At 59.4% G+C, this 21,913-nt stretch carries 22 protein-coding genes and 1 riboswitch; of the genes, 6 read left to right on the forward strand and 16 right to left on the reverse strand.

Annotation, left to right across the window (positions count from 1 at the left end; all coding sequences use genetic code 11):
* Positions 1-57 precede the first annotated feature (57 nt).
* Positions 58-1,677 (forward strand): GMC family oxidoreductase N-terminal domain-containing protein, encoded by a 1,620-nt coding sequence (locus GVK95_RS10865; RefSeq protein ID WP_159949346.1) that lies wholly within the window; start codon positions 58-60, stop codon positions 1,675-1,677.
* Between the two features lie 194 nt (positions 1,678-1,871).
* Here GVK95_RS10865 and GVK95_RS10870 read toward each other — a convergent pair whose 3' ends face one another.
* The 10 genes from GVK95_RS10870 to GVK95_RS10915 all read right to left on the reverse strand — a co-directional run bounded on the left by GVK95_RS10870 (position 1,872) and on the right by GVK95_RS10915 (position 10,845).
* Positions 1,872-2,642: an SDR family oxidoreductase gene (locus GVK95_RS10870; protein ID WP_159949348.1), complete on the reverse strand. Its 771-nt coding sequence runs from the start codon at positions 2,640-2,642 to the stop codon at positions 1,872-1,874.
* Complete coding sequence (locus GVK95_RS10875; RefSeq protein ID WP_159949350.1) at positions 2,639-3,634, reverse strand: ABC transporter permease; 996 nt, start codon at positions 3,632-3,634, stop codon at positions 2,639-2,641. Before GVK95_RS10875 ends, GVK95_RS10870 begins: the two co-directional genes overlap by 4 nt.
* Before the next feature lie 66 nt (positions 3,635-3,700).
* On the reverse strand, positions 3,701-4,741 hold the full coding sequence (locus tag GVK95_RS10880; protein ID WP_159949352.1) for a sugar ABC transporter substrate-binding protein: 1,041 nt from the start codon (positions 4,739-4,741) through the stop codon (positions 3,701-3,703).
* A 33-nt stretch (positions 4,742-4,774) separates the two neighbouring features.
* Positions 4,775-5,545 carry an ATP-binding cassette domain-containing protein gene (locus GVK95_RS10885; protein ID WP_159949354.1) on the reverse strand — a complete coding sequence of 257 codons (771 nt, stop codon included), beginning with the start codon at positions 5,543-5,545 and terminating at the stop codon, positions 4,775-4,777.
* Positions 5,542-6,681: an ROK family transcriptional regulator gene (locus tag GVK95_RS10890; RefSeq protein ID WP_159949356.1), complete on the reverse strand. Its 1,140-nt coding sequence runs from the start codon at positions 6,679-6,681 to the stop codon at positions 5,542-5,544. Before GVK95_RS10890 ends, GVK95_RS10885 begins: the two co-directional genes overlap by 4 nt.
* A gap of 177 nt (positions 6,682-6,858) precedes the next feature.
* Complete coding sequence (gene araD1, locus GVK95_RS10895) at positions 6,859-7,851, reverse strand: AraD1 family protein (RefSeq protein WP_159949358.1); 993 nt, start codon at positions 7,849-7,851, stop codon at positions 6,859-6,861.
* Positions 7,852-7,924: 73 nt separating this feature from the next.
* Positions 7,925-8,731 (reverse strand): transporter substrate-binding domain-containing protein, encoded by an 807-nt coding sequence (locus GVK95_RS10900; RefSeq protein ID WP_159949360.1) that lies wholly within the window; start codon positions 8,729-8,731, stop codon positions 7,925-7,927.
* Positions 8,732-8,765: 34 nt separating this feature from the next.
* On the reverse strand, positions 8,766-9,491 hold the full coding sequence (locus GVK95_RS10905) for an amino acid ABC transporter ATP-binding protein (RefSeq protein WP_159949362.1): 726 nt from the start codon (positions 9,489-9,491) through the stop codon (positions 8,766-8,768).
* 15 nt (positions 9,492-9,506) lie between these two features.
* Complete coding sequence (locus GVK95_RS10910; protein WP_159949364.1) at positions 9,507-10,151, reverse strand: amino acid ABC transporter permease; 645 nt, start codon at positions 10,149-10,151, stop codon at positions 9,507-9,509.
* Positions 10,152-10,161: 10 nt separating this feature from the next.
* The gene (locus GVK95_RS10915; protein WP_159949366.1) at positions 10,162-10,845 is read right to left on the reverse strand and encodes an amino acid ABC transporter permease; all 684 of its coding nucleotides are present in this window, start codon (positions 10,843-10,845) and stop codon (positions 10,162-10,164) included.
* A gap of 110 nt (positions 10,846-10,955) precedes the next feature.
* Between GVK95_RS10915 and GVK95_RS10920 the strand changes: the two genes are divergently transcribed.
* The gene (locus GVK95_RS10920; protein ID WP_159949368.1) at positions 10,956-12,488 is read left to right on the forward strand and encodes an altronate dehydratase family protein; all 1,533 of its coding nucleotides are present in this window, start codon (positions 10,956-10,958) and stop codon (positions 12,486-12,488) included.
* Positions 12,489-12,504: 16 nt separating this feature from the next.
* Here GVK95_RS10920 and GVK95_RS10925 read toward each other — a convergent pair whose 3' ends face one another.
* The 5 genes from GVK95_RS10925 to GVK95_RS10945 form a co-directional block, all read right to left on the reverse strand.
* The gene (locus GVK95_RS10925) at positions 12,505-13,500 is read right to left on the reverse strand and encodes a GntR family transcriptional regulator (protein WP_159949370.1); all 996 of its coding nucleotides are present in this window, start codon (positions 13,498-13,500) and stop codon (positions 12,505-12,507) included.
* Positions 13,501-13,971: 471 nt separating this feature from the next.
* Positions 13,972-14,805 carry an ATP-binding cassette domain-containing protein gene (locus tag GVK95_RS10930; RefSeq protein ID WP_159949372.1) on the reverse strand — a complete coding sequence of 278 codons (834 nt, stop codon included), beginning with the start codon at positions 14,803-14,805 and terminating at the stop codon, positions 13,972-13,974.
* Positions 14,802-15,548, reverse strand: coding sequence for a CbiQ family ECF transporter T component (locus GVK95_RS10935; protein WP_159949374.1), 747 nt, complete (start codon positions 15,546-15,548; stop codon positions 14,802-14,804). The genes GVK95_RS10930 and GVK95_RS10935 overlap by 4 nt, the downstream gene beginning before the upstream one ends.
* 3 nt (positions 15,549-15,551) lie before the next feature.
* Positions 15,552-15,842, reverse strand: coding sequence for an energy-coupling factor ABC transporter substrate-binding protein (locus tag GVK95_RS10940; RefSeq protein WP_159949376.1), 291 nt, complete (start codon positions 15,840-15,842; stop codon positions 15,552-15,554).
* A 2-nt stretch (positions 15,843-15,844) separates the two neighbouring features.
* Complete coding sequence (locus GVK95_RS10945) at positions 15,845-16,513, reverse strand: energy-coupling factor ABC transporter permease (protein WP_159949378.1); 669 nt, start codon at positions 16,511-16,513, stop codon at positions 15,845-15,847.
* Between the two features lie 49 nt (positions 16,514-16,562).
* Positions 16,563-16,779: riboswitch (cobalamin riboswitch) on the reverse strand.
* A gap of 380 nt (positions 16,780-17,159) precedes the next feature.
* Here GVK95_RS10945 and GVK95_RS10950 point away from each other — a divergent pair.
* The 4 genes from GVK95_RS10950 to GVK95_RS10965 are packed head-to-tail and all read left to right on the forward strand — an operon-like array spanning position 17,160 to position 20,926.
* The gene (locus GVK95_RS10950) at positions 17,160-18,065 is read left to right on the forward strand and encodes an ABC transporter substrate-binding protein (RefSeq protein ID WP_159949380.1); all 906 of its coding nucleotides are present in this window, start codon (positions 17,160-17,162) and stop codon (positions 18,063-18,065) included.
* 4 nt (positions 18,066-18,069) lie between these two features.
* Entirely contained in the window at positions 18,070-18,981 is a 912-nt protein-coding gene (locus tag GVK95_RS10955) for an amino acid ABC transporter permease (RefSeq protein ID WP_200844260.1), read from the forward strand.
* Between the two features lie 4 nt (positions 18,982-18,985).
* Positions 18,986-19,765: an amino acid ABC transporter ATP-binding protein gene (locus tag GVK95_RS10960; protein ID WP_159949382.1), complete on the forward strand. Its 780-nt coding sequence runs from the start codon at positions 18,986-18,988 to the stop codon at positions 19,763-19,765.
* A gap of 12 nt (positions 19,766-19,777) precedes the next feature.
* Positions 19,778-20,926: an amidohydrolase gene (locus GVK95_RS10965; RefSeq protein WP_244618734.1), complete on the forward strand. Its 1,149-nt coding sequence runs from the start codon at positions 19,778-19,780 to the stop codon at positions 20,924-20,926.
* Positions 20,927-20,946: 20 nt separating this feature from the next.
* Here the strand turns inward: GVK95_RS10965 and GVK95_RS10970 are convergent, their stop codons facing one another.
* Complete coding sequence (locus GVK95_RS10970) at positions 20,947-21,867, reverse strand: LysR substrate-binding domain-containing protein (protein WP_348532452.1); 921 nt, start codon at positions 21,865-21,867, stop codon at positions 20,947-20,949.
* Positions 21,868-21,913 lie beyond the last annotated feature (46 nt).

Genomic DNA, 21,913 nt, shown 5'->3' on the forward strand with positions numbered 1-21,913 from the left:
TGTTGCGCTACACACTGAAATATAGTCAGCTGCCCTGTAACGGTGAAAGGACATGCCATGTCGCAAGCAAATCGGCTTGAGGGCACGTACGACTACATTGTCATCGGCGCCGGAACCGCAGGCTGTGTGCTGGCGGCGCGGCTGACGGAGGATCCCTCGGTTCGTGTGCTGTTGTTGGAAGCCGGAGGCTCCGACCTTTACCACTGGGTTCAGATCCCGGTGGGTTATCTCCACTGTATAGGCAATCCGCGCACCGACTGGATGATGACGACGGCCGCAGAGCCGGGGCTTAACGGCCGCAGCCTCGCCTATCCGCGCGGCAAGGTGCTGGGTGGATGCTCCTCCATCAACGGAATGATCTACATGCGCGGTCAGGCCAGCGACTACGATGGCTGGCGCGACCTCGGCAATGCAGGCTGGGGCTGGTCCGATGTCCTGCCCTATTTCCGGAAATCGGAAGACCATCATGGAGGGGCCAACGACCTGCACGGCACCGGCGGCGAGTGGAAGGTCAGCCGTCAGCGACTGCGCTGGGAGATTCTGGAGGCCGTGCAGAAGGGCGCACGTGAGTTCGGCATTGAGCCTCGCGCAGATTTCAACGACGGCAACAACGAAGGTTCGGGTTTCTTCGAGGTCAACCAGCACAAGGGCATGCGTTGGAATACAGCCCGGGGTTTCCTGCGTGGCGCGCTGAAACGCGGCAACTTGCGGCTGATCAAGCATGCATTGGTGCAGCGGCTGACCATCACCGACAAACGTGTCAGCGGTGTATGCTTCCGCACGCCGGGTGGCGAGTTCACCGTCGAGGCTTCTGCCGAGGTGATCCTCGCCGCCGGCGCAATCAATTCGCCGAAGCTGCTGGAGCTGTCGGGCATCGGTAATGCCGACATGCTGCGGAATCTTGGAATACCGGTGGCGCTTCACCGTCCAGGTGTCGGCGAAAACCTGCAGGATCACCTGCAGATCCGCACCGTCTACAAGGTCAGCAACACGTTGACCCTGAACCAGCTCTCCAACAGCGTGGCCGGCAAGTTGAAGATCGCCGGCGAATATCTGCTGCGCCGCTCGGGCCCGATGTCGATGGCACCCAGCCAGTTCGGCATGTTCACACGCTCGGGTTCCGACCAGATCACACCGGACATTGAATACCACATTCAACCCTTGTCGACCAATCGGCTGGGGGAGCCATTGCATGCGTTTCCGGCCATCACCGTGTCGGTATGCCAGCTGCGGCCGACAAGCCTGGGCACTTGCCACATCACCGACAATGATGCGGCCGTTCAGCCGGACATCCGACCAAACTATCTGTCGACGGATTTCGATCGGCGCGTGGCGGTCTCCGCAATCAGGCAGGCTCGCCGCATCATGACGGCACAGGCGCTGGAACGATATCAGCCTGCGGAAATGCTTCCCGGTATCGAATATCAGGACGATGACGCCCTGATCCGGCGCGCCGGCGATATCGCGACGACGATCTTTCACCCGGTCGGCACATGTCGCATGGGAGCCGATCCTGACGCGGTCGTTGATCCCTCGCTTCGGGTCGCCGGCCTTGACGGACTTCGGATCGTTGATGCCTCGATCATGCCGCGTATCGTCTCCGGCAATACGGCGTCACCGGTCGTGATGATCGCGGAAAAGGCGGCCGACCTGATCCGTCAGGGCCGAAAGGTATGATAGCAAAATCAATTGCCCCGCTGGAATGGAAGTAGGCCTCGCGGGCGTTGCAGCGTCACGCATTGCGCGTTTGCAAGGCCGATTGCAACGTGCTGACACCGATGATTGTGGCAGCAGAATCGAGGCGTATCCCCTTAATAAATCGCTGCAGACTGCTCGGACAAACCGAGCCAGCGCGCTCCGGAGGGGCTTCCTTAGGTTGGCAACAATCTGAAATCGGCCCCTTCCGGCAAAAGCTGTCCGCCGTCAACGATGATCGTGGTGCCGGTCACATAGCTTGCGTCATCGGAGGCGAGAAACAGGAAGGCATTGGCAACATCGCGCGGTGAGCCGAGGCGAGCCAGCGGAATCGCATCCTCCATGTTTTTGATGAAGGCGGCGCTGCGATGGAGCTGGATCGCCTCTGTCAGGATGTTTCCCGGCTCGACACCGTTGACATTGATGCCGTAGGAGGAAAATTCCAGCGCCGCAGAGCGGATAAAGCCGTTGATACCGGCTTTGCTGGCGGCATAGTGACCGTGACCGGGGCTTGTGACATGCGGCCCGGTAATCGACGAGGTGAAGAGGATGCGCCCCGAGCCCTGCTTCTTCATCGGCGTCAGGGCGGCGCGCGCCGCATTGAAACAGCCGCGCAGATTGACGGCCATCACATTGTCCCAGTCTTCCGGCGCAGTGTTTTCGATCAGCTGCCAGGGATAGATCCCGGCATTCTGCACAATGATATCGAGCCGGCCGTGGCGTTCGAGCGTCAACGCGACGGCTGCAATCGCGTCATCCATCTTCGAAATGTCGGTGTGGACAAAATCGATGCCGAGTTCATCGGCTGCTGCCTTGCCTTCTTCGGCCTCGAAATCGGCGAGCACGAGCTTTGCGCCTTCTTCCTTGAAGCGGACGGCAATCGCCTTGCCGATGCCGCGGGAAGCGCCGATCACCAGTGCTACCTTGTCTTTCAACCTGTCTGTCATGCGAGCCTCTGGCGGAGCCTTTGTTTGAATGTATCGAGAAGCACGGCTGCAAGCACCAGGAAGCCATGGATGACCTGGGTGTAGTTCGCCGGCAGCCCCATGAGGTTGATGGCCGTATTGATGGACGACAGAAGAAGCACGCCGGCATAGACGCCGGGAAGTGCCCCGACGCCGCCCTTGAGGCTGACGCCGCCGATCACAACGGCTGCAAATGCATTAAACAGCAACCCGATGCCGAGATTGGCCGTCGCGCCAGAGGTTCGAACAGCAAGCAGCCAGCCGGCAAGACCGGCGATGGCACCGGCCATCACGAAGGCGATGATCAGGTTACGGGTGACGCGAATGCCGGCGCGGTAGGCTGCGGTCTCGTTGCCGCCGATCATCACGAGGTGCCGACCGAATGGTGTCTTTGCCATCATGACCGAGAAGATCAGGAAGCAGGCGATTGCGATCCACGCTGACAGCGGAATGCCGAGAACACGCTCGATTGCGAACCATCGAATGGCAGGTGCAAGGTCCTGGGCGGAGCGGCCACCGGACACGGCCAGAACCAGACCGCGCACCCAGATGAACGAGGCGAGAGTGATGATGAAGGCGCTCATCTTCAGTTTGACGACAAGGAAGCCATTGAACAGGCCGATCAGTGCGCCGATGGCACAGGCGACCATCAGCGAAGCCGGGATCATCAGCCATTCCGGCGACAGCGTGATGCCGCGCCCTATACCGGCCGAGCAGAACAGGATGCCGACCGCCATGGCCGAGAGAGCGGCGACGGATTCGACAGAGAGGTCCATATGTCCTGTGATGATCACCAGTGCGAGGCCGATCGACATGACGCCGAGCACGCTCGACGCTTCGATGATGTTGGTGAAGATGCCAATCTGGAAATAGCTCGGGATCAGCGCTGAAAACAGCGCAAGAACAACGATCAGCATGAACCAGACGAGATTATCGAGGACGAATTCGAGAGTTTTGCGCGTACGAGGCGTCATGCGGCAATTCCGGATTGGAGGGAGAAGGGTCCGGGATCCATGCGGATCCCGGATGGAAATGCCGTCTTATTTGACGGATTCGACCGTGCCGGTCGGTGGCTTCATGTTGCCCCAGAAGGCCGGGTTATCGACGTTTTCCTTGGTGATCGCAGCGCCGGGAACCTTGATATTGGGACCCCATGCTTCGATCGTCACAGTGCTCTTCAGGCCAAGCACGTCATAGTCGCCCGCCTTGATCTCCTGTTTTCCGGCAATCTTGTCCATGAACATGGCAACGGCTGCTGCCTGGGCATAGAGCGGCTGCTCGACTTCGGTGTTGAGCCAGCCCTTGCGGATCAGATCGAGACCGACGGGTGCGCCGTTGGAGCTCATCATCATCACGTCGCCCGGTTTCTTGCCGGCGGCCTCAAGCGAGGCGACGGCTGCGACCGACAGATGGGCGGCATGCAGGAAGATCAGGTCGATATCGGGGTTGGCCAGCATCTGGTCGGAAACGATCGTCCCTGCATTGCTGGCTTCCCACTGCATTGCCGGTACCGAGATGATCGTGACGCCGGGGAAGGCTTTCATCTTTTCCTCGAAACCCTTCTGGATATCGAGTGTGTAAGGATCGCCCGGGTCGCCGAGAACCTGGAGGATCTTGCCCTTCACATCACTATTCTTGGCCTTGAGCATGGCCTCTGCCTGGTCGGCGGCAACATGACCGATCTCGATCGTACCGGCGACGGATGTGAAGTCGGACATGGTCGAGGTGATCTGGCGGTCGAATTCGACGACCGGGATACCAGCGGCCCGTGCCGCGTCGATCGACGGCTTCAACGCATTGAAATCGACAGCTGCAAGAATGATTGCAGAGGGTTTCAGCGCGATGACATCGTTCATCTGCGATTGCTGCGCGTCGGTCTTGTTGTCGGCATTGAGCGTCTTCATCTCGTAGCCGGTCTGCTTGAGGAACATTTCCAACGCGCTGACCGAGCCTGTCTGGAATTCATCGAGCAATGTCGGCACGAGATAATAGACGACGCCCTTGGACTGGGCAGCCGCCGTCGTCAGCATCGAAAGGCCGAGCACCAGAACGCTCAGCAGAGTTAGCATTATTCGCTTCATGATCGTTCTCTCCAGTTTAAGCCGGACCCCTTTTCATTCTTTGCTCACCGGTCCGGCTCCGGCGAGGGTTTGCCCTGTGATCATCTCGATCACTGCATCCGGGCTTGTCTTGGTTCTCTCCACATCTCCGGCGACCACGCCGTGGCGGATGACGACAATGCGATCTGCGACCTGAAAGGCCTGCTGCATAATATGCGTGATGATGACGACGCCGATGCCCTGGCTGGCGACATGACGGATCATGTCGAGTCCGCGCCGTGTCTGCTCGACCCCGAGGGCGGCGAACGGCTCGTCAAGCAAAAGAAGCTTTCCACCCCAATGGGCAAACCGGTTGAGTTCGATCGCCTGGCGCTGGCCGCCGGACAGATGCTCGACCTTGGTCCGCATCGATGGAATGCGGGTACCGGCGCTGGTCAGCGCCTTGGTTGTGATGTCTTCCATCGCGCGTTCGTCGAGGAAGGGAATGCCGGCAACCTTGCGGGTAATTTCGCGGCCCATGAAGAAGTTTCCGACCACATCGACATTGGTGCAGAGCGACAGGTCCTGGTAGACGGTTTCGATCCCGGCTGCCTTGGCTTCGGCCGGAGTCTTTGCCTGATAAGCCTCGCCCTCGAAGAGCATGTGTCCCGATGTCGGCTGCAAGCCGCCCGAGATGATTTTCACCAGCGTCGACTTTCCAGCGCCATTGTCGCCGAGAAGGGCAACAACCTCGCCTTTCCCGATCGAAAAGCTGATGCCCTTGAGGGCTTCGATGGCGCCGAAATTCTTGCGAATATCATCCAGGACGAGCAGCTTCTCGGTCATTCGACAATCTCTTTCTCTGAAGTTTCAAACATCTGGCCGAAGCGCGGCGACAGGACGCCGAAGACGGCGAGGGCCGCTGCGCCGCGAAGCGCCGAGTGCTGGCAATCGCTGGCCACCGTGACGCGCGGGTGCGTGCGGTCGGAGCGGGCTGAAATCGAATTGTTCAATCCGTCGGCCAGCGTTGCAAGCTGCTCGATCAACGGCTGCGGCGCCAGCCCGCCCAGCACGATGGTCTCTGGATCGAAGAGGTTTTCGATCGTGCGGATGGCATTGCGGAAGAATGGTGCAACCTCGTTTACCCATTCGGAAACGGGCAGGCCGCGACGTTCGAAGGCATCGAGAGAAAGATACCGTTCGAGGCAGCCGCGATTTCCGCAGGGGCACGGCTCGCCATCCGGGACCGTGGGGATATGGCCGATTTCACCGGCATTGCCCCATGCCCCACGCATGACGGACCCGTCATGCAGCATGACGCCACCCAGGCCGACGCTGAAGAACAGATAATAGTAGTCCGATACCTGCTGGCCGAGGCCGTACAACTGTTCTCCCAATGCGGCGGCGGCCATGTCGTTTTCGATGAATGCAGGCAGGCCGGTGGCATCGGCAAGATGCTGTCGTATGTCGACGTTCTTCCAACCGGTCATCGTGGTCGAACCCACGAAGCTCATGGATTCCACGTCGAACGGACCGGGCAGTGCCAGCCCGGCACCGAGCAGGCGACCGCAGCGTGGACTGGCCTTGAGCTGCACGACCATGTCGCTGATGACGGAGAATGCCTCGTTGGGCGTGGCATTCATGACTTTGCGGCGCACGCTGTCCACCACGTCGCCACGCAGATTGACCAGCGCCGCCTCAATACCGAGCGGCGTGACGTGAATGCCCAGGGCATGTCCGCCCTCTGGATTGATGGTCAAGGTCGAGGGCGGGATGCCGCGTCCTTTGGGCGGTTTTTGGACCGAAAGGATCAGTCCCTGTTCCTCGAGTTCGCGGACAATGGTCGAGACGGTCTGCACGGTGAGGCCGACGCTTTGCGCGACATCACCACGCGTCGTCGGGCCACGCAGACGAATCGCTTCCAGCACGATCCGTCGGTTATACGGTCTTCCCGTTTCCTGATTGGTTCCCCGTAAAGCCATGTCGAATGTCTCCGAATGACGAAAGAGTGACAGCGGGAAATGATTTAGTCAAATGGTTTTCAAAAAAGAAAATAGCGACGCGTAACCGAAAACACCCCCCACTTCGAAAAGTGGGGGGACGATAATTTTACTGTCATCGGCTGCGTCGCCCGAGACGAGTGTGCGGACTTTTAAGGATCAAAGCTGCGTGACAACGATCTCTTCTGCCGCTGCGACAGTCAGCGTGTTGCGCAGAGGAAGACCGAAATCGGCCGCCTCGATTTCGAACACATCGCCGGCCTCAGTCCTGATGCCGTCGCCGAAGGACAGCGTGGCCGTTCCGAACATATGGACATGCACATCGCCCGGCGCACGGAAGATGCCGTATTTGAAATGGTGATGTTCGAGGTTGGCGAAGCTATGCGACATGTTCGCCTCGCCGGAAAGGAAAGGCTTCTCCCACAGTACCACACCTTTGCGGATAATCCGCGACGTGCCACGGATATCGGCCGGCGGCGCGCCGATCCGGATCTCCGGGCCAAAGCTGGCTGGTCGGAGCTTGGAATGGGCGAGGTAAAGATAGTTGATCCGCTCGGTCACGTGGTCGGAGAATTCGTTGGAGACGGCAAAGCCGATGCGGAATGGCTGGCCGCTGTCCGAAATGACATAGATGCCTGCCATTTCCGGCTCCTCGCCGCCGTCGAGCGCGAACGAAGGAGACACCAGCGCGCTGCCGGGTGCCGATGCCTGCATGCCGTTTCCCTTGTAGAACCACTCCGGTTGAACGCCGGTTTCGCCAGCCATCGGCTTGCCGCCCTCAAGACCCATTCTGAACATTTTCATGGTGTCGGTGGCGCCTTCTTCCACCTTGGAGACGGCGGCATGCATGGCGTCGCGCGTTGAGGCCGAGCCGAGATGGGTCAGGCCCGTGCCCGTCAGATGCAGATGCGCCGGATCGTCATGCGTGATTGGCGGCAGGAAGCGCCCATCCGCATAGACCGCATCCAGATCTACAGTCTCGGTGAACCCCTTGGCTTCGATCAGGGAGACTAGGCTGCGACCGGTGTTTGCCGCTTCCAGCGCCAAAGCATGCACACTGGTCACGCCGTTGACGATGCGCCCGGCCTCGCCGACCGCGCGCGCCACAACGGCCGTCGCACCCTCTGTGCTCTTGATCTGGGATATCAGCATGTTTCTGTCCTTTAATCCATGAAAGCGAAATCCTGCCCGAACGGTAAAGTTCGGGCAGTGCTGTCCCGCGGAACTACTTCTTGGCCTGATATTCGGCGGGCAACGGAATGCCGAAATGCTTCTCGTAGATCGTGTTCAGATTGCCACTGGCAATGTTCGCCGAGACCCATTGGTCGAGCCAGGATTTCAGCTCTGTCTCTCCCTGGCGCAAACCGATGGCGTAGGGCGCCGTCGTCATGACGAACTTGATTTCGACATTGCGCGACGGGTTGGCGATATTCACCTGCTTGATCACGGAGGCCGCCGCAGCGATGTAATCCTGCTGCCCAGTGGAAATGGCCGTGTTGGTCGTCGCATCGTCCTCGTAGCGAACGATCTCGAGGCCTCCAGCGGCGTCAGCCCCCTTGGTGAGCGCTGCATCGCTGGTGGTGCCGCGGGTCACGGCGACGGTCTTGCCGGAAAGTGCGGCAAAATCGGCGATCGCTTCACCGGCAGGCCCGCCGACGACCGTCGGTACAACGCCGTAAGGCGTCGAATAATCGATGACCTTCTTGCGCTCGTCGGTGATCGAGAAGGAGGCCATGACGATGTCGGCCTTGCTGGTCAGAAGGAAGGGCACGCGGTTTGGTCCCGTTACCGGCACGATTTCCAGCTCGACGCCCAGATCCTTGGCAAGTGCCTGTGCTGCCTCGACGTCCGAACCGGAGGGTTGCGCGTTGCCGTCGAGCATGCCGTAGGGCGGAGCTCCCAGATCGATCGCGACCAGGATGCGGCCGCGTGCCTTGATGTCGGCAAGCGTATCGGCCATCGCCGCCTGCGCCAGCGTGAAGACGGTTGCAGCCGCCAGCGTCAGTTTGATCAGTCCCTTCAAAGTCACCATCGTTACCTCCCTGTGGTGAGAAAAATCGTTGCTGTCAAAGGCCATTGCCAATGAATTGCCTGAGTTCCGCCGTTTGCGGATTGTCCAGCATCGAACCATCGCCGGTTTCCCAGACGACGCCCTGATGCATGAAGATGATCGTGTCGGCGACGCGCTTGGCGAATGCCATTTCGTGGGTCACAAGCACCATGGTCATGCCGCCCTCGGCCAGTGCCTCGATCGTTTTCAGCACTTCGCCGGTCAGTTCCGGATCGAGTGCCGAGGTCACCTCGTCGAACAGCATCAGTTGGGGTTCCATGGCGAGCGAGCGGGCGATCGCCACGCGCTGTTGCTGGCCGCCTGATAGTTGTTCGGGATAGGACTGCGCCTTTTCCGACAGGCCGACCTGTGTCAGCACGCGTTCGGCAACGGCTTTTGCTGCGGTTTTCGACAGCTTCTTGGCCAGGCGCGGCGCAAGCGTGATGTTCTCCTCGACCGTCAGGTGCGGGAAGAGGTTGTAGCTCTGGAAGACGATCCCCACTTCCATGCGCAGGTCGCGCAGGTCCGGGCTTGCGCCGAGGCTGCGGCCGCACACGTCGAGTGTGCCGGACTTGATCTTCTCCAGTCCGTTGATGCAGCGGAGCGCCGTACTCTTGCCCGAGCCACTGCGTCCGATCAGGGCGACGACATTCCCCTTGGGGACATCGAACGAGACACCCTTGAGAACCTCGACCTGTCCATAGGCTTTGTGGACATCCTTGAACGCTACCAGAGACGACATGGCCATTTTCCTAAATCAGCTGCGGTTGAGTTTGCGTTCGAGCGTCTTGCTGAACCTGGAGAGCGGAAAACAGATCGCGAAATAGAGAACGGCGGCGATCGTGAAGACGGTGAACGGCTTGAACGTGGTGTTGTTGATCAGGCGGGCCGAATAGGTGAGGTCCGCAAAGCCGATCACGACCGCGTAGGACGTATTCTTGATGATCTGTACGAGAAATCCGATGGTCGGCGGAATGGAGATGCGCACGGCCTGCGGCAGGATGACATGTGTGAGGCGCTGCAGGTTGGTCAGCGCCAGACACTCCGCGGCTTCCCACTGCGCCTTTGGAACGGATTCGATCGATCCCCGCCAGATTTCGGCAAGGAAAGCGCTGGAATAGGCCGTCATTGCGATCCCGGCTGCTACCAGTGCCGGAACGTTGAAGCCGGCAATCGAGATTCCGAAATAGGCAAGGAACATGATGATCGGCAGGGGGATGCCCTGGACCAAGTTGATATAGGCAGCAACGGCGATGCGCAGCGGGCCATTTGTCGAAATGCGGGCAATCGCGGCCGGAAGGCCGATGATCGTTCCGCCGACAAACCCCAGAAGGGAGAGCACCAGCGTCCAGCCGGCGCCTTGAAGAATAAAGAGAATTTGCGGATATGTGACGCCACCCATGATCATCTCCTCACAAGTTCGTGCCGAGACGGCGTTTGCGTGTGAACACCACTTTGCCGGCCAGCATCATCACGGCGCGCGTCAACCATGACAAAAGCAGGTAGATGACAGCCACGACGATGTAGATTTCGAAACCGCGGAAGGTGATGGACTGGATGCCGTAGGCGGCGCCTGTCAGTTCTTCGACGGAGATCTGCGACATGATGGACGTTGCGAGCATCATCAGGATGAACTGGCTGACCAGCGCCGGATAAACGCGTTCGACCGCCTGCGGCAACTCGACGTAAAAAATCACCTGCCAGGTCTTCAAGCCAAGACAGTTCGCCGCCTCGCGCTGGCCGTTCGGAATGGATTCTAGCCCCGCGCGCAGGATTTCGGCCGTATATGCCCCGACATTGATCACCAGCGTAATGACCGCCGCGTAAAAGGCCGGAATGCGGAACCCGAGCGCCGCCATGCCGAAAAACAGCCAGAAGGCCTGGATGACCAGCGGCGTGTTGCGGATGACATCTACATAGATACCGACAAGACGCTGCGACAGCGGTGAGCCGTGAATGCGGGCAACGGCGCAAGCACCGCCGAAGACGAAGCCGAACAGGATGCTGAACGCCGATAGCCACAGCGTGCGCAGTGCGCCGTCGACGAGTTGCGGCCAGTAGTCGGCCAGAAAGCTGAAATCAAACTGGTAGCCCAAGACATCCTCCCGTCAAGTTCGGGTCCCGATTTCACTTGACGGCAGTGACCTAACATGATTGTTTATTGCCTGCAATAGTCATTATTTGAATACATTCCTGGAAAGCGTCCATGACCATCTCAAACTCACCGGTGATCCTTCTCAACGCCATCGACGACGTGGCCGTGGCGCGCGCCATGGTGAGGGCGGGTGCTCCGACCGGTATCGATGGCCTTGCTGCCGCGGAGCAGATTCCGCGTGGCCACAAGGTCGCGGTGCGCGATATCTTGCCGGGCGAGGAAATTCGCAAGTTCGGCCAGTCGATCGGAATTGCCACGCAGCTCATTCCTGCCGGCGGACATGTGCACCTCCACAACCTCGCCGTCATCGAGTCCGAACATCAGCATCAGTTCAGTGTCGATATCGAGGAAAAGGGCATGCTGCCCGAGGCTGAGCGCCGCACCTTTATGGGCTTCGATCGCGGCGCCGGTGGTATCGGAACGCGCAACTTCATCGGCATCATCACTACGGTGAACTGTTCGGCCACAGTGTCGAAGGCGATTGCCGAGCATTTCAACCGGACCGGCGGGCTCGAAGGTTTCGACAATGTCGATGGCGTCGTTGCGCTGACCCATGGCGGCGGCTGCGCCATCAACACCAAGGCTGAAGGATATCTGATGCTGATCCGCACGCTGCAAGGCTATGCGCGGCATCCCAATTTCGGCGGTATTCTGATGATCGGGCTCGGTTGCGAGACCAACCAGATCGGCCCGATCCTTGAGCATTTCAAGCTGGAGGAAGGCAAGCGATTGCGGACCATGACGATTCAGCATCTCGGTGGAACACGCAAGACGATCGCGGCGGCAAGCGACATTATCCGCGATATGTTGCCGGATGTGAATGCTGCGAAACGTACGCCGCAACCGCTTTCGGGCCTGAAAGTGGCTCTGGAATGCGGTGGTTCGGATGGCTATTCCGGCATTTCCGCCAACCCGGCGCTTGGATATGCATCAGACCTGATCGTGCGCAATGGCGGCACTTCGGTTCTGGCCGAAACACCGGAAATCTATGGCGCCGAGCACCTGCTCACCCGCCGTGCGGCAACGCCAGCGGTCGCCGAGAAACTGCTGTCGCGGATCGATTGGTGGCGTGATTACACCCAACGCAACGGTGCCGAGCTCAACAACAATCCATCGCATGGCAACAAGCTGGGCGGTCTGACGACCATCCTCGAAAAGTCGCTCGGTGCCGTTGCCAAGGGTGGAACAATGCCGTTGAAGGCCGTCTATGAATATGCCGAAATCGTCACCGAACCCGGCTTCGTCTTCATGGACACGCCAGGCTACGATCCCGTCGCGGTGACAGGCCAGGTGGCCGGCGGCTGCAATGTCATCTGCTTCACCACCGGCCGCGGATCCGTCTCCGGCTTCAAGCCGGCTCCTTGCATCAAGATCGCGACGAACACCGAAATGTACGAGCATATGCAAGAGGATATGGATATCAACTGCGGCGGTATCGTTACCGGCGAGGATACGATCGAGGCGGCGGGAACCCGGATTTTCGAAAGCATCATCGCGGTCGCATCGGGCAAGAAGACGCTGAGCGAGATCTACGACTACGGTGACAACGAATTCGTTCCCTGGCAGGTCGGGGCCGTGACCTGAGCAGAACCGCGCCGGATCAGACGATGAAGCTGTAGTCGTCCGGCTTGTAGGTTCGGCGCACGGCAGCTGCGCGCTCCACCACCTTCGGCTGTGAACCATGAATGTGGCTACGCATCGCCAGCATCAGCCCTTCCTTGTCGCGCCGGCGCATCATCCGGAACACGGCGACATGCTCGGCGAGGAACGGCTCATATTCCGGCATCTCCAGCTGGATGCCGAGAACGTGCTTGCTCAGCGTCAGGATGCAATGTGTGCGTTGCAGGATGCTCAGCAGTTCCTTGTTCGGGCACGGCTGTATGCTGCGCAAATGCAAATCCAGTTCCAGATCATACATTGTTGCCGCCGAGACGTCGGGATAGGTGTCGAGTGCCAGAGCCAGTCGAGACAGCATCCTGTCGATATGATCGTCCGGAATCGCGTCCATTGCATGGACCAGCGCCAGCGGCTCCACATGCTCGCGGACTTCGTAAAGATCCCGGATGCGCTGGTCGTCCAGCGGGACGATCGACCAGCGGAAGCTCTCATCCTTTTGCGTGATGCCCAGCGTTTCCAGCTTGAGCAGCACGTCGCGTGCAACCGTCCGTCCGACGCTGAAATGCCGGGCCAGTTCGATCTCGTTGATCCTGAAGCGGCCGAAAAACGAGCGATAGACGACGATCCGCTCGACGTCCTCGTAAAGCGACTGCCAGGCAAACATCGGCCGGTCCTGGGCTTGTGTCAGATGTCCGAAACTCTCGGCTAGGTCGATACGTTTGGCCGCGGTCCCAGACGGGCCGACGACAAAGCCTCTTCCTTCGAAGCGGCTGATGAGGCCCTCTTCCGCCAGCAGTTGAAGAGCCTGCCGCACGGGTGCGCGGCTGCTGCCGAGAAGTTCGGCAAGCGGGCCTTCCAAAAGGACCGTCCCCCTCAGAGCCTTTCCGCTGGCAATGTCGGTCTTCAATTGAAGGTACAACTCTTCATAGAGGCTGCGCTTGCGCAGAGAGGTGCCGGGTTCAATGGTTGAAACGGTCATTCCGACACAATTCCTTCATCCGTCATTCTCTTGCACGAAAAACTGAACATGCAAAAACTTTTCGGCACTGATTGTGCCGCTATAAATGACTGTTGTGGGCATTATATATTTTTTTCGAGGCCGAGCAAGCATAGTGAGGGGCTCCGGCGGGCTGCCGTTTCGCTTGTTCACCTCAGATCAGCGTTCTGCAGGTGTTTGGAAAACGCCGGTGCCGAGCCATTCCAGACGAGTAACTGGTTTGGCGAATTCGCAGTAAGGCACACCCGTCCATTCGAGTTTGCGATTGTGTCGACGATGCCACGCGCGTCATGAGGTAGGGGCAGGCTTTACCCTCCCACGCTGGACAAGCTGATCGCTGGCTTTCCGGGTGACGTCTGAATCGATGGAGGCGACCTTCGGCTCGAGGTAGCATCCGTTGAAATCCAGAAGAACGCGAAGCGATCGCGGCTTCATGGCATGCGATGGCGTATTTCAGCTGCGATGTGATCGAAGCTGGTGGACTAACTCCGGCACGCTTCGCGGCAGATCTCCATCCTGCGAAATCAGTCCGCTGTTTCTGAGCTCGCTCGACAGTTGGTAGATGAGCGGAAGCCGCAAATCCGTGTCCTGCTGGAAGCCACTTTTGCCGAATACATCTTCGGCACGCCCTTCCATGATGATTTTGCCTCTGGCGAAGACTGCGATTTGATCCGCCCAATTGTAGGCGATATCCATGTCATGCGTGGCAATCACCACGGAAACGCCCTGGACGGCAAGGCCGCGCAGGGTCTCGCAAAGTTCGTCGACCGATTTCGGATCGAGGCCGGCGGTCGGTTCGTCGAGAAGAAGAACAGCGGGCGACATCGCAAGCACCCCGGCGATCGCAACCCGTTTGCGTTGCCCAAAGCTCAACATGTGCGTCGGGCGATGCGACAGTGCCTCGATCCCCATAATGGCGAGCGCCTCAAGCACGCGGGTCCGGGCTTGGCTGACCGAAAGGCCGAGATTGAGTGGGCCGAATGACACGTCTTCGAAAACCGTGGCGGCAAAAAGCTGATCGTCGGGATCCTGCAGAACCAGTCCAACCCGCGAGCGGAGCTCGACAAGGCCCTTGCGACTATAGCTGACGGGATTGCCGTCAAGCAGTATATGTCCGGCCGCAGGTCTGAAAGTGCCGTTCAGCGTCGACAGAAGTGTGGATTTCCCAGCGCCGTTCGCGCCAAGGATCGCCAGTATTTCCTGCCGGTTGACGACGAGCGAGGCCTGGTCGAGGGCGCGGGTCCCGTCGTCGTAGCTGAAGTCGACAGCGCGTGCCTCAAGGATCATGGGAAGGACCACATCATGACAGCAACGGTGCAGAGGAGGCACAAGATCATCATGAGCCGTGCGGTCGACGCTGGCTGTTCCACCGAGATGAAGTTCAGGCGACCGCTATAGCCTCGCGCCGCGAGGCCTGCCTCCATGCGCTGGGCTCGTCCGAGTACGCGCGGCAGAAGCGATGCGAGCAATAGACCGTTGGACCTCAGCATCCGCCGGTTGCTGGTGTAGCCCAATCGCGCACCGAGCGACTGCTGGCCGGCCTCGAGACAGTCCAGTAGCAGCCAGATCAGCCGGAACATTGCCATGGCGATATCGGATATTTCCGCGTTCAAGCCTATCCGCTGCAACAGTTGAACGATGCTGGAAAGCGGCGTGGTCAAGGCCAGAAGCAGCAGGGCTGACACGCAGGCGGTGCTTCTGAGCGCCACGAAACATGCGGAATAGACAGCATCTCCGGCGACCAGCGACAAGTTCGGAACAAGCCCGGTCATCCTGACGGACACGAGCTGCGCCACTGTTCCCGTAACGATGAACAGCATGGGTACCCGCGCCGCCTTGAAAATGTCAGCGAACCGAATCCCGGCACCTGCCTTCATCAGGGCGAGTGTGGCGATGAGCAGGCCGATTTGTCCCGCCCATCCGACCGATACCAGCGAGATGATCATCAGGCCGAGGGCAAGCAGGAGCTTTTCTCCGGTGGCGTAGTGTCGCCACCGGTTGGTCTGGGCGCAGCGATCGATCGCACGCATCGTCTAGTGGGTATCCGGGCGCTTTGCCGGCGACGTGCGACGACCGAAATAAAAGCCGACAAGGCCTGCTCCCAAAGCTGCCTGCAGGGCAAACAGCAGGCTTTCTATCTCTCCGCTCGGCGGTTCCCAGATCGGTGCGGCCCAGGGCGTGTAGTCTGGTTGAATTTCGGTGATGGCGGCTTCCGCCTCGCCGTCTGCACCCGCAAATTCGGCGTCTCCGCCATGGTGAATGATCAACGGCAGGATTGCCAGGGCGACGACGGCAAACAACATCCAGAGGTTACGTTTCAGCATGATCAGGCCTTCGCGGTAAAGATGTTGAGGGCGTTCAGTTCGCCGCGGCTGTAGCGCTGCAACAGGTTGAAGACGATGACCGTCAACAGGCCCTCGCTGATAGCCAGTGGCACCTGTGTGACCGCAAAAATACCCAGAAATTTCGCCGCAGCACCCGCGATACCCGATACCGGGTCCGGAAACGCGAGAGCGAGCTGCAGAGATGTCGTCACATAGGTTGCCAGATCGCCGAGTGTCGCAGCCACGAAGATTGCAATCGCGCCGCTGAAGCCGGCTGCTGTGATGCCTCGGAACAGGCCATAGGCGACAAATGGACCGACGATCGCCATGGAAAAGATATTTGCGCCCAGCGTGGTCAGTCCGCCATGTGCCAGCAGCAAAGCCTGAAACAGGAGGACGATCGTCCCGAGCACAGTGGTGACCGTGGGACCGAATAGCGATGCCGCAAGTCCGGTTCCCGTCGGGTGCGAGCAGCTCCCGGTTACAGACGGGATCTTGAGTGCGGACAACACGAACACATAAGCGCCGGACGCGGCCATCAGGAGCTTGATTTCGGGTTTTTCACGAACAAGCGTTACAATGCGCCGGGCGCCGTAAATCACAAATGGCGCGGAAACCGCGCCCCAGCCGACTGCGTGCGCGGCCGGCAAATAGCCTTCCATAATATGCATAGCATAACCCTCTACCGCGCCCACCGCGCGGCTCGAACAAACACCACGGATGTCGTGGCCCAGCGATGGCAGGTCTCCTGGCTCACGGGTCTTGGCTCAGTCCGCCTTATCAGCCGAAATATCGGCCAATGGCATCGTTGGACATCGCTCACCGCTTACAGTTGCGGGGGCAGCCACGGTTTTGGTCCCTGATGGGTAGTCCTCACCGTGTTCCCTTTTCATCCGCCGTCATTTCATCGGGCGGAACCATCACGGAAAGCAATATGCGCCGTGTGATCAAAACACAACGCAAGGACATCGAAATAATGCGTATGTTCAAGATGGCGTACATCGCCGCAGCGAGCGTTATGATTTCCGCGCGTCTCCCAAATCCTCATCGCCATTCCAGCTGGTGGCAAATTCGGCTGGCGCGCCCTCTGTGTCACCTTCAGCCAGGTCAGGCCCCGTTTCATCGGACACCGCGGCTCCATGCCTGTGTACCAGCCTGCCTCCATCAACCCGATAACCCAGGAGAATAGATCGCATCATTCTTACTATTAGACGGCATTGTTAGGTTCGCGCATATTGCTTTCATCGAGCCAGAGACGTGCATCCTCCCAAGCTGAACTCATCTGCGTAACTCGAAGCAAAAATAATGGGGAACTCAATGTCCAACACGCGTAATTGCCTTAAGTCGACCGTTGGTACCGCCATCCTGGTCGCAATCGCTTTCTGCGGTCCCGCCCTTGCCGACGGCTTTGATACGTCCGGCATCAAGGCTGATCCGGTGCTCGCTGCGCGCCTTCCTGCCAAGATCAAGGCGGCGGGCGTAATGTCGATCGGCTCTGACACCGCCTATGCTCCTTGGGAATATCTCAGCGAGAAAGACGGTCAAACGCCCGAGGGCATCGATGTCGACATCGCCAATGCAATCGGGGCGAAACTCGGAGTCAAGATCGACTTCCAGACTTCAGCGTTTGACGCCATCTTGCCTGCTCTCGGGACCAAATTCGATCTCGGCGTATCCGCATTTACTGTCAGCAACGAGCGGATGAAGGTGGTCAATTTCGTCAGCTATTCCGACAGCGGAAGCTTGTGGGCCGTCAAGGCTGGCAACCCGTCCAGTTTCGATCCTGCAGACTTCTGCGGTCGGAAAATCGCAATCCAGTCTGGTTCCTGGCACGAGGGCATCGTCAATGACGTGGACAAGACGTGCACCACTGCAGGAAAGCCAGCGATCGAAGTTCTGCCCTTTGCAACGCAGACAGAAGCATTGACCCGTGTTGCCGCCGGCGGCTCGGATGCAACAATTTCCGGTGGCTCGACTGTCGGCTATGCTTCGAAGCAATCAAAGGGCCAGTTGGAAGTTGTCTCGCCGACCACCGGAGTGTTCAGCGAACGTGGACCGAACGGGATCGCCGTCGCAAAGGCCGATGTTGAATTGACCCAGCTTGTCGCCGATACCATCAACGCGCTGATCGCGGAAGGCACATATCAGGCCCTGTTCGATAGCTGGGGCGTCGGAACCGAAATTGTGAAGAAGGCCGAAGTTAATCCGACAGTCAAGGATTGATGCCGTGGCTTTGGACGCAGATACCACGCGGACCGCAGCGGATCCGTCTGCAGCCGTGAAACCGGACGTCGCGCGGAACATCGTTGTTCCGCGCCGACACCCGGGCCGCTGGCTGGCGGTGGCCGTGATCACGGTCATTGCCCTTCAGGCCGCGCACGCTGTCGCGGTCAATCCGAATTTTCATTGGGACGTTTTCCTGAAATATCTGTTCTGGCCGCAGGTCATTCGCGGTGTCGGCTGGACGCTCCTGTTGACGGTTGTCGCCATGGCGGTCGCCATTTTTGTCGCCGGCGTGCTGGTGGTCATGCGCGACAGTGACAATCCGGTTTTGAAAGGCCTGGCCTACAGTTGGATCTGGTTTTTCCGGGGAACTCCGATTTACACGCAGTTGCTGTTCTGGGGCCTTTTCGCTGTCCTGTTTCCGCATCTGACGCTGTCCATTCCGTTCGGGCCTGAAATTGTCGGCGTGGAAACACGCTATCTCGTGACGCCGGCGGTTGCGGCCATTCTCGGACTTGGGTTCAACGAGTCCGCCTATCTCACCGAAATCTTCCGGGCGGGGTTCAATTCCATCGATCATGGTCAGGCGGAAGCCGCGCAGGCTCTGGGAATGCGGCCGACCAAGATCTGGTTGCGCATCCTGATGCCGCAAGCGATGCGCGTGATCATTCCGCCCACAGGCAACGAAACCATCGGCATGCTGAAGATGACATCCCTGGTGCTTGCGGTGCCATTTACGCTCGACCTGATGTTCGCCACGAATGCGATCGCCAACAGGCTCTACCTGCCGATCCCTCTGCTGATGGTGTCGGGCGCCTGGTATCTCGCCATCACAAGCCTGCTGATGGTTGGTCAGCATTTTCTCGAGCTTCACTTCGGCAAGGGCGTCTCTCCCAATCCAGCCAGGGCGGAGTGAGGTCATGGATACAGTCGCTAAATCGGACGTCTGCGTCGAAATGCAGAACATCCATAAGTTCTATGGCCCGGTCCACGCGCTCAAAGGCGTGAACCTGGTGGTTCGGCGCGGTGAGGTCTGCGTTGCAATCGGGCCTTCCGGATCCGGCAAGTCGACGCTGTTGCGCTGCATCAACCAGTTGGAGGCGATCTCGGCCGGAAGGGTGTTCGTCAAGGGAGAGCTTCAGGGCTTCACCGAGCAGAACGAATGCTTCCATCCGCTCGCGCCCGGCCATGTGGCAAGGCAGCGACGGATGACCGGCATGGTCTTCCAGCGTTTCAACCTCTTTCCGCACATGACGGCGCTGCAAAACGTGATGGAAGGGCCGGTGCATGTTAAGGGCTGGTCCAAGAACGATGCCCAAGCCAAGGCACTGGAGCTTCTGGGCCGCGTTGGGTTGTCAGGTTTCGGCAATCGCTATCCCGGCCAGTTATCCGGTGGTCAGCAGCAGCGCGTGGCCATTGCGCGCGCATTGGCAATGGAGCCGGAGGTCATGCTCTTTGACGAGCCTACGAGTGCGCTGGATCCAGAGCTTGTCGGGGAAGTTCTCGATGTGATCAAGGACCTTGCCCGAAGCGGTATCACCATGGTCGTGGTGACCCATGAGATCGGGTTCGCTCGAGAAGTCGCAAGCCATCTGGTGTTCATGGATCAAGGCATGATCATGGAAGAGGGGCGTCCCCGTGACATGCTTGCCAATCCGAAAAACCCGCGCACGGTCGCATTCCTCTCCAAGGTCCTTTGAGAAAATACAACCATGATAGAGCCGAAACTCGTTGAACAAGTCACTGGATGGCGACGCCACCTTCATGCACATCCGGAACTTTCCGGAGAAGAGATAAAGACTGCGGCTTTTGTCTCGGGGCAACTCACATCCCTGGGCATTCCGCATGAAACAGGCATCGGCAATCACGGCATTGTCGCGACACTCCATCGGCCAGGTTCGAACAGGTCGATCGGCCTGCGCGCCGACATGGACGCATTGCCGATCAAGGAAGCCAATGGTTTCCAGCATGCTTCTCGCAACCCCGGCGTCATGCATGCCTGTGGTCACGACGGCCACACAGCAGCGCTTCTCGGGGCAGCCGCCGTGCTGCTCAAGGACGATAGCTGGACGGGAACAATCAACCTCGTCTTTCAGCCGGCCGAAGAAAACGGCAAGGGTGCCAAGGCGATGATCGCCGATGGGTTGTTCGAGCGTTACCCGATGGAAAAGCTGTTTGCCTGGCACAACTGGCCCGGCCTGCCGGTCGGCCAAGTTGCGGTCCACACGAGGCCCTCGATGGCCGCCGGTGGTGACTGGCGCGTCGAACTCAAAGGACTGGCAGGTCACGCAGCAGCTCCACATCTGACGCGCGATCCGATCAATGCGGCAGCACACCTGATTGTTGCGCTGAACAACATTGTTTCACGCAACATCGATCCGCTTGAGACGGTTGCGTTGACCGTCTCGATGATCCAAGGCGGAACAGTCACCAACCAGATTCCCGAGACGGCGACCGTCATGGGCACGCTCCGGACATTCGATGCAGCCATTCGCAAAGCCGTTATCCAGCGGATGTCGGAGGTCATAGAGGGGACGGCTGCAGCTTGGGGCGTCAAGGCCGAGTACGAGATCAATTCCACGGGTCGTGTGATGGCTGATACGCCGGCGGAGGCCGCATTGTCCGTCGCCGCAGCGGAGGCCGCCGGATTGGCTGTGACCCGCGACATCAGGCCGGCGATGGGCGGCGACGACTTCGCGTTCCTTGTGGAGGGAAAGGCGGGGGCCTATGTCCTCATCGGAAATGGCCGCGTGGTTGAGGACGGAAAGCTTCACAACGAACGCTACGAATTCAATGATGACGTCCTTGCTCCTGCCATGTCCTGGCTCACGACGGTCGCCAAGATGGCATTGCGCGAATGACGAGTGCCAGCAGAGAGCAGTCAGGCAACGGCGCGCTTCAGTTCCTCGATGAACGCTTCAAGGGCGAGGGAAGGAAGTCGGTTGGGCGGCGTAATCAGGAGTGTACGAAAATGCAGGGCGGGCTCGAACGGTCGCAGCGTCAGTCCCTGACCGATATAGGGCTCGGCCGTCAGCGGGTTCACAAGGCCGACGCCGATGCCGGCCGCCACCATGGAGCAGATGGTCGTCGAGTAAGGTGTTTCGATCACGGTGCGAACGGTGATCCCGGCGATCTCGAACGCCCGTTCGGCTTCACGTCGGGTGGTGTCTTCGGGAGCAAGGGCAATAAAGGGCTGTCCAGCGAGATCGGCAGCATGAACGACATCCAGCGCCTCGAGAGGGTGGCCCTCCGGAATTGCTATGGCCACGCGAAACTGGGTGAAGGGCTGAACTTCAACCCCCGTCCTGTCGATTTCGTCGGCGACGATGCCGAGATCGAACTGGCCGGAGGCGACGAGATCGCGAACATTCGAGGACATTCGTGCCTGAAAGGTGATCGCGATGTTCGGGTTTCGATCCATGAAGCTGCGCAACACGCGGGGGAGCACGTTGGTCGACAAGGCCGAAAGGCAGGCGATCCGCAGTTCGCCCGACCCATAGTCGCGAATTCGCGCCGCCGCGCCGCGCAGGTGCGTCAGGCCAAGGAATGCCTGTTCGACCTCTCGAAAGAAAAGCTGTCCTTCAGCCGTCGGCAGCAATCGTCCCTTGATGCGATGGAAGAGATCGAAGTCGAGGGAGCGCTCGAGCTCCTGGATCATTTTGCTGACCGCGGGTTGCGAAATATGCAGGACTTCGGCGGCCCGCGCCGTGGTGCCATTCGTCATCACGACCCTGAAAACTTCCACCTGCCGCAAATTCATCGCGCAACTCGACCCGATTCCATAACCAAGAAGAATAGACATAGCAGCCGCTTGCCTAAAAAGGAATTGTCGTTCCAAGGCATCCGAA

The sequence above is a fragment of the Rhizobium sp. 18065 genome, assembly GCF_902706095.1.
Taxonomy (GTDB): Bacteria; Pseudomonadota; Alphaproteobacteria; order Rhizobiales; family Rhizobiaceae; genus Allorhizobium.